Genomic DNA, 11,616 nt, shown 5'->3' on the forward strand with positions numbered 1-11,616 from the left:
CTCTCTCTCTCTCTCTCTCTCTCTCTCTCTCTCTCTCTCTCTCTCTCTCTCTCTCTTCTGTCTGGTAGATGGCGCGCACCAGCCTGGGCAGGAGAAACGCCAGCAGGTCGGCGCACGCCGCGTGGATGACGCCCAGCGTGTACGGGGAGGGAAAAAGGCCGATGACGGGCGCGAGCAGCGCGGAGAGCGGCGTCAGGTGATGCGCGTAGAACGGCGCGCCGTCCCCTGCCTCGGCAAAGGGGACATTCCAGTCGCCAAAGTTCCAGACGCGCCACGGCTGTGTGAGGAAGTAGCTGAAATCGCCGTCATTGAGCACGAACTCCCGGATCTGGAGCAGGCTTCCCGCAAGGAAGCAGAGCGCGAAAACCAGCGGCACTACAGAGAGCGCGAGCAGGCTGCTTTTTGAAGACGGCATGGGGGGATTCTCCTCGGGGAGCGTGGGGATGCTTCAGCGTTGCAGCCAGTCGGCCAGCGTCGCGTCCAGTTCCTCCGCGCCCATGCGCGGGGCGGCGTAATAGCCGGCGGCCTCGCGCTGGCGCGCGGCTTCGGCCAGGATGACCGCCGCCGCCACCGAGACGTTGAGGCTCTGGATCATGCCGTGCATGGGGATGTAGAGCCTGCCGTCCGCGCGGGCCAGGAGCGCTTCGTCCACGCCCTCGTGCTCGTTGCCGAGGATGACGGCCGTTGGCCGCAGAAAGTCCCATTCCCGCAGGGGGCGCGCCTCTGGCGAGCAGGAGGTGGCGAGCACCTGCATCCCCTGGTCGCGCAGGGCGGCGAACAGCGCCTCCTTGTCGCGGTGGCGCTCGCTCTCGACCCATTTGCGCGCCGAGGCGGAGCTTTTGCGCCCCAGGGCCGGGAAGGGCGTGTCGGTATAGTACAGATGCACCCTGCTCACGCCAAAGGCGTCGCACGAACGGTAGATGGCGGAAACATTGTGCGGGTCATGGATATTGGCGAGCACCAGGGTGAGGTCCGGCTGGCGCTGGGAAAGCACCTGAAAAAGGCGCGCCCGGCGCCGGGGCGTGACCGGCCGGGGGGGCGCGGCGTCCTCCGGGCTTTCCTCCCCGGCGAGAGGGGCCGGCGGCTCGTGCGGCAGGGTCATGTGGTCATCTCCGTTGTTTCGGGTGGTGCGCGTGCAGGAGCATATGTGGCAGAAAAAAAGTTTGCGGGCAAGCGCATTGCAAAGGGCGGGATTTTGGCCTACAGAAAAGGGAACCACCATGCCGGCGCGCGAGCGCCACACCCCAGTCAGGAGCGCACGATGTCACACCTCCGCTCATTGCCGTTGCTGTTGTCCGCCATGCTCGCGGGGGCGCTGCCCCTGCTCGCGCCCGAAGCGGCACTGGCCGCCGCCGGCCATCCCACCATTCCCGGTGCCCAGCTTTCGGCCATCTGGGTCATCCCCTTTGCCTGCATGTTGCTTTCCATCGCCATCATGCCGCTGGCGCTCCCCCATTTCTGGGAGCATCACTTCGGCAAGATCGCCGTTTTCTGGGGCCTGGCCTTTCTCGTCCCCTGCTTCATCGTCTATGGCATGGGCACGGCGCTCTATGAGTTCCTGCACATCATCCTGCTGGACTACATCCCCTTCATCGTCCTGCTGTTCGCGCTCTTCACCGTGGCGGGCGGCGTGCGCCTCAAGGGCACCCTGGTGGGCACGCCGGTGGTGAATACGGGCCTGCTCGCCATCGGCACCGTGCTCGCCAGCTGGATGGGCACCACCGGCGCGGCCATGCTGCTCATCCGTCCCCTGCTGCGGGCCAACGCGCACCGGCGCTATCGCGTGCATTCCGTGGTGTTCTTTATCTTTCTGGTGGCAAATATCGGCGGCTCGCTCACGCCGCTGGGCGACCCGCCGCTCTTCCTCGGCTTCCTCAAGGGCGTGAGCTTCTTCTGGACGACCACGCACCTGTTCTTCAAGACGCTTTGCCTCGCCGCCGCCCTGCTTGTCCTGTTCTTCATCATCGACAGCCTGCTCTTCAGCAGGGAGGGGCGCCCCACGCCGCCGCACGACCCTGACGCCGCGGAGGAAAAGCTCGGCCTTGAAGGCTCCGTCAACCTGCTCTTCCTGCTGGGCATCGTGGGCGCCGTCCTGGCGTCCGGCATGGTCAATCTCGGCACCTGGATCGAAGTTTACGGCGTGCCGGTGGAAGGCCAGAACCTGCTGCGCGACATAGCGCTCCTGTGCCTCGCGGGTCTTTCCTGGAAGTTCACGAGCCGGCGCTGCCGCGACCTGAACGGCTTCTCCTGGGCGCCCATCGAGGAGGTCGCCAAGCTGTTCTTCGGCATCTTCCTGAGCATGATCCCGGCCATCGCCATCCTGCGCGCCGGCACGGAGGGCGCGCTCTCCTCGCTCATCAAGATGGTCTCCACGCCGGACGGGCAGCCCGTCAATGCCATGTACTTCTGGCTCACGGGCGCGCTTTCGAGCTTCCTGGACAATGCGCCCACCTATCTCGTCTTCTTCAACACGGCGGGCGGCGATGCCCAGCACCTGATGACCGACATGGCGACGACCCTCATCGCCATTTCGGCGGGCGCGGTCTTCATGGGCGCCAATACCTATATCGGCAACGCGCCCAACTTCATGGTCCGTTCCATCGCGGAGAACCAGGGCGTCAGGATGCCGAGCTTCTTCGGCTACATGATGTGGTCGTGCGGCATTCTGGTGCCGCTCTTCGGCCTGCTGACCTGGCTCTTCTTCATTTAGAACCGATTGCGGAAAACGTGGTTTTTTGCGGAGTTTCGGGCGGGCTTGGCGCAGGGCGTCGAGTCCGCCCGTCGTGCTTCAGGAGGTGACGCCCATGGACCAGCGCGAACGCATGCTGGCCGGTCTGCCCTACAGGCCGGGGCGGGACGGCCTGCTGGAACTCTATATGGCCTGCCGCCGCAAGCTGTTCCGGTTCAACAGCCTGCCGCCGGACGCGGAGGAGGAGCGGGACGCGCTCCTGCGCGCGATCCTGGGCAAGTGCGGCCGGGCGTTGCGTATCGAGGGGCCGTTCTATTGCGATTACGGCTTCAATATCGAAGTGGGCGAACGCTTTTTTGCCAACTACCACCTCACGGTGCTGGATGTGGCCCCGGTACGCATCGGCGCCAACGTCCTGTGCGCGCCCAATGTGTCCATTTACACGGCCGGGCATCCCCTGCACCCCGCAAGCCGCAATTCCGGCTATGAATACGGGGCGCCCGTGACCATCGGCAACAATGTCTGGCTGGGCGGCAATGTGGTCATCAATCCCGGCGTCACGGTGGGCGAGAACGTGGTCATCGGCTCCGGGAGCGTGGTCACGCGCGACATCGCGGCCAATACCCTGGCCGCGGGCAATCCGTGCCGTCCGTTGCGCGCCATCACCGAGTCCGACCGGGACCTGTATTTCAGGGATCGCCGTTTTGACGTGGAGGATCATCTGGAGCCGTACTGGCCGTTTGACGAAAATCCCGGTCACGCCGGGAAGGCCGCCCCGGACGCGGAGGAGGAGCATCCGTGAAGACAACTGCGCTTCGGCTTTGGTATTTCAGCCCTGTTTTTCACACCCGCGCCCTGGTGCGGGGCCTGGGGCATGCGCTGGCGGAGCGGCTTGGCGTGGCGGAAGCACGGGAGCAGGACGCGACGCCATGGTCCGCCGCCGGGGAAGAGCCGCCGGCGTTGGCGCCGTCGGATCTGGCGGTCCTGGGGGTCCCGGTCTATGGCGGGCGTGTCCCGGCGCCGGCGCTGGAACGGCTGCCCCGCGCCGCGGGAAGCCCGGCCGTGCTGCTCGTCAGCTATGGAAACCGCGCCTTTGAGGATGCGCTCCTTGAACTCGGGGATGCTGCCGTCGCCCGCGGCTTCCGCCCCGTTGCCGCCGCGGCCTGCATCGCGGAGCACACCATCGCGGGCTATGCGGCCGGCCGTCCGGATGCGGCGGATATGGCCGCGCTCGGGGATTTCGCCGGCGCGGTGGCCTCCCTGGCGCGGCAGGATTTCCCCGGAAGCCCGGCAAATCTGGACATTCCCGGCAATCGTCCGTACAGGCGCTTCTCCCCGTCCGCGCTGCCGCAACAGGTGGACGACGCCTGTACCCGTTGCGGACGCTGCGCGGAGCAATGCCCCACAGGCGCCATCGCCGCCGACGAACCCGCGCGGGTCGATGCGGGGCATTGCATCTGCTGCATGCGCTGCGTCAACATCTGCCCGGCGCGGGCGCGGCGGGCGGATGCCGGATTTCTCGCGGCGCTTTCCGCGCGGCTGGCGCCGCTTTGCGCCGGGCGCAGGGAAAATGCGTTCTTCCTGCCGGAGCAGGCGCCGGGCAACGCCTGACGCCTGTGTGAAGGAACGGTTGGGGCGCTGTCGCCGCAAGGATCCGAAAAAATAAGATTTTTTTGCGCTGGCAAGGAAGTGGACGATTTTTGGAGGGAGTGTACTTAAGTACATGACCGACAAAAATCGCCCAGTGACGCCGCCAGCGCAAAAAGGGCTGTTTTTGACGGATGATTGTGGCATTGCACAAGCTGCCACATCCCAAGCCAGCAGTCACATTAAATTGATAGGTCCAGACCCTACCTCCGTCTTGGAGCGCGGCAGCAACGCAGCCGTCTGACAGCGTCAGGTTTTTTCCGGGGCGCGTATGCTCCCGGGACGAAAGGGCCGCCCCGTCAGCGGTCCTCCTGCCGCAGATGGAGGAGCGGCCAGGGCCTGCCCTCGCTGTCCACCGGGCTGCGGCCCGTCACCACAAAGCCCCGCGCGCGGTAAAACGCCAGCCCTGCGGGATTGTCCTCATTGACCTCCAGCGTCAGCGGACCGTGCAGGCGGCGCGCGTGCGCCAGCAGGAGCGTGCCCACGCCGCGCCGGAACCAGTCCGGCGCCACGAAGAGCATGTCCACATGGCTGCCCGCGCCGCCGAGAAAGCCCACGGGCCGCCCGCGGGCTTCGGCCAGCCACAGTTCCTCCACGGCCGGGAGCAGCCGGCGCACCTCTTCCTCAAGGGCCTCCAGATCGTCGGGCGCGAGAAAGCCATGGGTGGCTTCGCAACTGCGCCGCCACAGGGCGACGAGGGCGGGCCAGTCCTCCGCGCGGGCAGGGCGCACGCGCGGCGCCGGGGCATCCTCCGCGCCGCTCAGTAGTTGTATTTCCACTTCAGGCCACCCCAGGTGTTCTGCTGTTCGGTGCGGACTTCCAGACTCGTGCGCGGGGTCAGCTCCAGCTGGATGATGAAGGCGGTGCTGTCGGGCTTCATGCCCTGCTGCACGCCCATATAGATACTGTCTGTGAGGTATTTGCCCATTTCCAGGGTGGTGCCGCCGGCGGATTCGTCGCCCGGCTGCCCCGCGGCGCCGGTATTGGAGGTGCCGAGTCGCAGCACGTCCACGCCGAGCGCCTTCTTGGTGAAGTCAAGCACGCCGCCGCCCCCGGACCCGAAGCCGGCGAGCTGGGCCACGGCCCCGGCCAGCTGGAGCGCCTCCAGACGGCCAAGCTCATTGACGCTCCTGCCGAACAGGACATGCGAGAGGATGTCGTCGCGCGGCAGGCTCGGCTCGCTCGTGAGGGTGAGTTTCATCTTGCTCACCGTGCCGGTGATGAGGATATGCGCCGTGAGGTCGGGGGTCTCGTTGGTGAGTTCGATGTCCAGCAGGGGGTCGCTGAGCGAGCCGCCCGCAAAGGTGACGACCCCCCGCGTGAGGGCGAAGTTCTTGCCGAGAAAATCGAAATTGCCCTTGACCGCGTTGACGCTGCCCGTAATCAGCGGGGCGGCGGGCGTGCCGGAAACCCGGAGGTCGGCCTGCCACAGGCTTGTCAGGCCGCGTCCCTCCACGCTGAAACGGGGCAGCATGCGGATACGGACATCCAGACTGCCCTGCGGGCCGGCGGCCGGCGCGGGCGCCGGAGCTTGCGCCGCCGTGGCGGCTGCGGGTCCGGGCGCGGCGCTGATGGGCAGGGTGGTGACGCTGCCGCCCAGGGAAATGTTGTTCAGCAGGAATTCGCCCTGGTTGACGATGATTTCCCCGGTCACCCGGGGCGCGGCGGCGCTGCCCGTGACATCGGCCTTGCCCGAGAGCGCGATGTGGACATCCCGGCGGCGCAGCGGCCGCAGGTGGTCGATGCTGGCCCTGATGTCCAGGTCCTCGCCGTTGAGCGCGCCGGAACCGGTGATGGCGGCCTTGCCGCCCCGGCCGTCCGATGCCGAGAGCGTCAGGCGCATGCCGCCGGGGAGGCCGCGCGCGCCGCCGCGTTCGTCCAGGTCGAGGCGCAGGGTGATGTCCGTGAGCAGGACGCCGAGCAGCAGGTCCTCGAAGCGGCCCTGATCCACGCGCACGCCGCCACGGATACGCGGCGCCTCAAGCGTGCCCGCGGCATCGGCATTGAGGGCGAGGCGCCCGTTGAGGCGGCGGTCGGCCATGGGCACAAGACTCCAGAGCGGACCCAGGGCGCCATCCCAGCGCACCCGGGCCGAGAGCGGGCCGCGCATGTCGGGCGTGGGGATGCCGTCGGGTCCGAAACGCAGGGGCAGCCGCGCGGCGATGCTCGCCGTGTCGCCGCCCAGAGCCTTGAGGCTTGCCCGGGGCAGTTCCAGCCGCGTGGTGAGGACGCCGCCGCCATTGGCCGTTGGCTCTATGCCGCCGGTGAGGGCAAGGGACAACGGCGCCAGCGGACTTCCGGGCAGGCGCAGGCCGGAAACGCCCAGGCGGTAGCGCCCCGCTGGCCGCGCCGGGCTGCCGCTGAGGCTGGCCGCAAGCTCCACCGCGCCCTCGGGCAGCGCGGGAACGAGCGTGTGCCAGGGCTTGAGTTCAAGCCCGGCAATCCGCAGACCAAGATCGAGCCTGTCAGGGGCAAGTCCCCCGTGGGCGCTGATCCGGCCTGAGGGCGTGAGGGCCACATCCAGACTGTCCACGCCGATGCCCGCCGCGCCGTAGCGGAAGCGCGCCGGGCGCTCCAGCCGCAGGCCGAGCCGGGCGGCGCCGTTCCGGGCCGCTGTGGCGGGAAGGTCCGCGTGCGCGTCGAGAACGCGCAACAGGACCTGGCCCGGTTCCCAGACGGACTCGAGGCGCGCGGTCACATCCCCCGAGCCTGTCAGCTTCACGGTCAGCGGGCCGGCCAGCGGGCCGTCGGCCCTGAGCTGCGCGCCCAGACGCAGGGCGGCGGCGTGCGCTTCTTCCAGATCCAGCCGCGCGGCCAGAGCCGCCGCGCCGAAAAGGTCCGTCACCTGCGCCTCGCCCGTCAGGCCCCGCACACGGGCAACGTCAGCGCCGTCCGTTTTCGTCACGGTCAGGCGCGGGATGCGCCAGGCCAGCCGGCCGTCCTGCGATGCCGCCTTCTCCGCGTCCGGCAGTTCCCGCGCCGGGGACAGAGCCTTCAGGGCCAGTTCCACGGCGGCGTCGCCGTTCAGGGCATAGCCGGGCACGAGAGCCGAAAGTGCGGCCCAGTCTTTCACGGAGAGGCGCAGGCCGCCGTCCAGCGCGGGCGCGCCGCGCGCGGGCAGCAGGGCGGTGAGCGCGCCTTCTCCGGCAACGCCCGCGGCCGTGAGGCGCAGGTCGCGCACGCCGGCGCTCACGTCTCCGTGCCGGCCCGCGTCCGCGCCCGGCGCCGCGCCGTAGAAAAAGCGGCCGGCGGCAGTGAGGGCATGGCCGTCCAGTTTCGCCCCAAGGTCAAGATCGATGGCGGTCTCTTCGGCGGGCGGAAACGCGGCCTCCAGCGGCAGGGCCAGCTTTTTGCCCGTGACGGCGAGGACAAGCCCCTCCAGCGTGTGGCCGCCCGCGGCGAGTTCGGCGCAGTCCAGACGCAGGTCGAGATCGGGCCTGGGCAGCGCGCCTCCGGCCGTGAGAAGGAGCCGCGCCGGCGCCCTGAGCGGCGAGAGCGGGTCGCCGTCCGGCGCCGCGCCCGCAGAGCCGGGGAGCAGCGTTGCCGCGAGGCGCAGGGCCAGCGGCCCGTCGATCTCGCCCCGGCTCCAGCCCTGGCCGCCCTGCCATGAACCTTCGCCCTGAAGCGTGACGCGTCCCGCGGCCAGGTCCGGCCCGCGCAGGGAAAGGGCCGGCGCGGCCGCCGCATCGCCCACGTTCCGGGCCTCCAGGGCGAGGCGCAGCGTGGGCCTTGCGCCGAGCAGGTCGGGGGGCAGATCCGCCACTGTGAGCCTTGGCCCGTGCAGCGTGGCCTCCGCCTGCGCCGTGGCCGCAAGGCCCGGCGTGGCCGTTTCCGCCTGCGCCGTGGCCGTGAAGGTCAGTTCCGCCTGTTGCAGGCCCAGTGCGGCAAGGCGCGCTTCGCGGCCGTCGGCTCCGGCGAGGCGGGCGCGCGCCTCCAGCCGGGCGCCGGTGCCGGCGTTCAGGGTGGCGGTGAGGTCCGCGTCGGCGAGAAGCTCGGTGGCGGCAGCCTCGGGGACCGCTCCGGGAGGGGAAGCCCCGGGTGCGGCAGCGGGAACGGCCGTCTCCCCGCCGGGCAGGGCCGCGGGGAAGCGGGCGCCCTCCACCGTTGCGGCCAGAGACAGCTCCGGCAGCCAGAACGGCGGGTCCCGGAACAGGCGCGCGAACTCGCCGAGCAAGGTCTGGACATCCTTCAGCGTCAGGGGGGGCGAGGGCGGTTCCGGTTCGGGCGCGGGCGGAAGATCCGGCAGGCGCGACAGGCTGGGGCGCACGATGGCCGCCGTTTCGATACGCACGGCGCCGGGCAGGGCGCGCCAGTCCCATACCAGATGATTTTCCGGCGCCGTCAGCCAGACGCCGCGCCCGTCGGCGGCCTCCAGCCCGAAAACGCAATCAAAGGGCACCGAGCCTTCAAGCCGTGTCAGGCGGAAGGAAAGGCCGCCGTCCCTGCCCGCCAGCGCGGCATTGGCCGTCTTCAGCAGCCAGGCATGGCCCGCTTCGGTCTGGAAGGCCCAGAAGCACGCCAGGAACAGCCCCGCCGTCACTGTGAGCAGGACGAGCGAAAGCGCGGCAACGAGACGGCGCAGCCGGCGCCGCCGGACGGGGGGCGTCTGCCCGGCGACCGGCTCCGTTTCCGTTGCCGTTGCGGCCTGCCGCGCCGCGCGTTTTTTGAACCAGGCCATCAGAATGACTGTCCTATGCTGATATAGACCTGAACGGGCGGATCGCCGTCGATCCGGTGCAGGGGCGTCGCCACGTCCAGTCGGACAGGCCCGATGGGCGTATAATAGCGCAGGCCAAGCCCTGTGCCCCAGTCCATGTCGCCGATGATGCGGGGGACTTCGTCCTTGTAGACCATGCCGCCGTCGAGAAAGGGGACGATCCCGACATTTTCCGTCACCTTGAAGCGCGCCTCGAGGTTGACAACCTGGTAGGAGCGGCCGCCCAGCGGGTCGCCGTCCCTGTCGCGCGGGCCGATGGCCTGATAGGCGTAGCCGCGCACCGAACCCGCGCCGCCGGTGAAGTAGCGCAGGCTCGCCGGGATGCTCTCCAGCGAGGAGGCACCGAGCATGGCGCCGCCCTCGACCCGCCCGGCAAGCACCAGGCGGTCGTCTATGGCGCCGTCAGGCGTCCGTCCGTAGGGGGCGTAGTAGGCCGCCGCCGAAAGCGTGGTCGCGAAGGCGCCGAAAAATTCCTCGTAAAAGCCGCTGAAGGGGACGATCTTCAGCTCCGCCTCCATGCCGCTGCCGGGATTGAGCTTGTTGTTGCGGCTGTCGTGGCGCAGGCCCGCGCTGGGCCTGATGACGCCGTAGGCGTGTTCCGCATGCTCGTTGTCCTTGAGCGAGCCGCCCTCGGCGCCGAGATGGACGCCGCCCCACCACTGGCGCGCCAGACGCCGGTCGAGACCGATCTCTCCCTTGAGCGACTGCTGCCGGTAGGCGTCGGTATTTTCCCACAGGGCGGCGGCATTGGCGAGCAGGCGCTGTTCGCGTTGCAGGAAGGCCGGTTTTTCAAAGGCCGCCTTGAGTCCGATCTCCTGCTGCGAGATGGGCGCGTCCAGGGTGAGCCGTTCGCCGTTGTGAAAAAGATTGCGGTGCTCCCAGGTGCCTTCCACGCCGAAGCCGGTATCCGTGTCATAGCGGGCGCTTGCGCTTACCGAGCGCGCGGGTCCTTCCGTGACCTCGATGGCCGCCGGAACGACGGCCACGTCGCCTTCCGCGCCGTCCGGCCCGAGCACCCGGCGCTCCAGTTCCATGTCGTCGGTCAGGGGGGCCGCCTCCACCGAGCGGAACAGGCCGAGGCCGCGCAGGGTGTTGGCATAGTCATTGAGCATTTCGTCGTCCCACGGCTCTTTTCCCGGCGTCCAGGGGGCGAGGCGCCGCAGGTAGGCGGCGTTGACCTCCCTGTTGCCGCGCACCTCGATGCGTCCCATGAGGGCCGGCGGACCGGGATCGATGACGATGTCCGCATTGAGGGTGCGCGCCGCCGGGTCAAGGGTGTACCGGCTCTCCGCGACCTTCGCCAGCGGATAGCCCGTGCGGCGCAGGGCTTCAGGCATGGCCGCCACCGCCGCGAGCATGTCGTCGGCCACGATGGGTCTGCCCACGGTCACGCCGGGGACGGCATCGGGAAAGGAGGGCGCCGGCAGGTCTTCGCGTTCCAGCCCCCAGAAGCCCGTCACGCGGGTACGATGGAGGAAGGAGTCGGGCACCACCGGCGGCGGCTCATAGCGCACGGCCGCGCGGCCCACGGCGAAACGCGGCCCCGGGACGAGGCGCAGGGTCACCCGCACCGGCGTGGCGGCCCTGTCGATGCTGAAGGTGGCGCGCCCGTCATAATAGCACTGGGAGTGGAGGAGCCTGACGGCGGTTTCCTCATCGGCGCGGGCGCGGCGTTCCAGAGCGAGGAGACTGTCCGGCGGTTCCCTGACGAGTTTGGCGAGCTGGCTCACGTCGCGCATTTTGCCCTTGAGCGAATCCGGGCCGTCCACGACCTCGATGGCAACGGCATAGGGCACGGGGTCGCTGTCCCAGGCCGTTTCCGTTTTGGCGCCCTGAGCGGCGTCGGCTCCTTCCGCGCCGGGGTCGGTATTTCTGGCAAGCAGGCCGCAGCCGCAGAGCTGGCTCAGGAGGGCCAGGAGCAGAAGAACGAGCGCCACCCGTCCCGGCGCGCGCCGGGACGTCGCTCCGTACAGGGGAACAAGCCCGGAAGCGCGCCACATAGCTGTCGCAGTCTAGCGTGAGCGGTCTTCGGGCGCAAGCGCCGGGCCGCGCGGTCAATCTTGGCAAGGGCGGCCGCGTCTGGTAGCCTGAGGGCGTATCCCCCGCCGTCATGCGGGGCAAAAAACCGCGAGGAAAACGCATGAACTATAATGTCTGCCTGCATCTGGATGCCAGGGACCCCGCCATGCTCGGCCTGGTGCTCCGCAATGCCGAGAATTATCTCAACGGCCTGCCCGGCGAGACGTTCCAGCTGGTCGTGGTCGCCAACGGCGGCGGCGCGCCGCTCTTTGCCGGTGACGGCGCCGCGTTTGACGAACTCAGGGCAAAGACCGCGGCGCTCATGGCGCGCGGTGTGCGGTTCAGGATCTGCGCCAATGCCCTTGCCGAGAACGACATCGCGCATGACCGCCTCTGGCCGGGCTGCGAGGTGGTGCCGGCCGGTCTGGTGGAGGTGGTGCGCCTGCAGCGCGAGGGCTTCGCCTACATCAAGCCGTAGGGCCTTTTCAGGGAACCGCCGATGTATCCCGCGGATGCATCGGCTCCCCGGTTCCCCGGGTCCGTC

General features: G+C 69.1%; 9 protein-coding genes. 4 read left to right on the plus strand and 5 right to left on the minus strand.

The features are described from left to right. Together QZ294_RS10000 and QZ294_RS10005 are read right to left on the minus strand one after the other, a co-directional pair. A partial coding sequence (locus QZ294_RS10000) for a hypothetical protein (RefSeq protein ID WP_297049782.1) occupies nucleotides 1–415 on the minus strand: 415 nt, incomplete at its 3' end. Nucleotides 416–448: 33 nt separating this feature from the next. Continuing rightward, complete coding sequence (locus QZ294_RS10005) at nucleotides 449–1,102, minus strand: RNA methyltransferase (protein WP_297049787.1); 654 nt, start codon at nucleotides 1,100–1,102, stop codon at nucleotides 449–451. 198 nt (nucleotides 1,103–1,300) lie between these two features. On the opposite strand from QZ294_RS10005, the gene QZ294_RS10010 reads away from it, so the two are divergent. From QZ294_RS10010 to QZ294_RS10020, 3 genes are all read left to right on the plus strand, one after another. Beyond that, nucleotides 1,301–2,710 (plus strand): sodium:proton antiporter, encoded by a 1,410-nt coding sequence (locus QZ294_RS10010; protein ID WP_297049955.1) that lies wholly within the window; start codon nucleotides 1,301–1,303, stop codon nucleotides 2,708–2,710. A 94-nt stretch (nucleotides 2,711–2,804) separates the two neighbouring features. Then, the gene (locus QZ294_RS10015; RefSeq protein ID WP_297049790.1) at nucleotides 2,805–3,491 is read left to right on the plus strand and encodes a sugar O-acetyltransferase; all 687 of its coding nucleotides are present in this window, start codon (nucleotides 2,805–2,807) and stop codon (nucleotides 3,489–3,491) included. After that, nucleotides 3,488–4,300, plus strand: a complete 813-nt coding sequence (locus tag QZ294_RS10020; RefSeq protein WP_297049793.1) for a 4Fe-4S binding protein — start codon at nucleotides 3,488–3,490, stop codon at nucleotides 4,298–4,300. The genes QZ294_RS10015 and QZ294_RS10020 overlap by 4 nt, the downstream gene beginning before the upstream one ends. Before the next feature lie 335 nt (nucleotides 4,301–4,635). Here the strand turns inward: QZ294_RS10020 and QZ294_RS10025 are convergent, their stop codons facing one another. Genes QZ294_RS10025 through QZ294_RS10035 form a run of 3 tightly spaced genes read right to left on the minus strand, consistent with a single transcriptional unit; the run spans nucleotide 4,636 to nucleotide 10,990 of the window. After that, nucleotides 4,636–5,115, minus strand: coding sequence for a GNAT family N-acetyltransferase (locus QZ294_RS10025; protein WP_297049804.1), 480 nt, complete (start codon nucleotides 5,113–5,115; stop codon nucleotides 4,636–4,638). Continuing rightward, nucleotides 5,097–9,014, minus strand: a complete 3,918-nt coding sequence (locus tag QZ294_RS10030) for a translocation/assembly module TamB domain-containing protein (RefSeq protein WP_297049807.1) — start codon at nucleotides 9,012–9,014, stop codon at nucleotides 5,097–5,099. The genes QZ294_RS10025 and QZ294_RS10030 overlap by 19 nt, the downstream gene beginning before the upstream one ends. Next, entirely contained in the window at nucleotides 9,014–10,990 is a 1,977-nt protein-coding gene (locus QZ294_RS10035; protein WP_297049810.1) for an autotransporter assembly complex family protein, read from the minus strand. The genes QZ294_RS10030 and QZ294_RS10035 overlap by 1 nt, the downstream gene beginning before the upstream one ends. A gap of 203 nt (nucleotides 10,991–11,193) precedes the next feature. Between QZ294_RS10035 and QZ294_RS10040 the strand changes: the two genes are divergently transcribed. After that, on the plus strand, nucleotides 11,194–11,550 hold the full coding sequence (locus tag QZ294_RS10040; protein WP_297049813.1) for a DsrE family protein: 357 nt from the start codon (nucleotides 11,194–11,196) through the stop codon (nucleotides 11,548–11,550). Nucleotides 11,551–11,616 lie beyond the last annotated feature (66 nt).

It is taken from the genome of uncultured Desulfovibrio sp. (genome assembly GCF_910584445.1).
Classification (GTDB): domain Bacteria; phylum Desulfobacterota; class Desulfovibrionia; order Desulfovibrionales; family Desulfovibrionaceae; genus Desulfovibrio.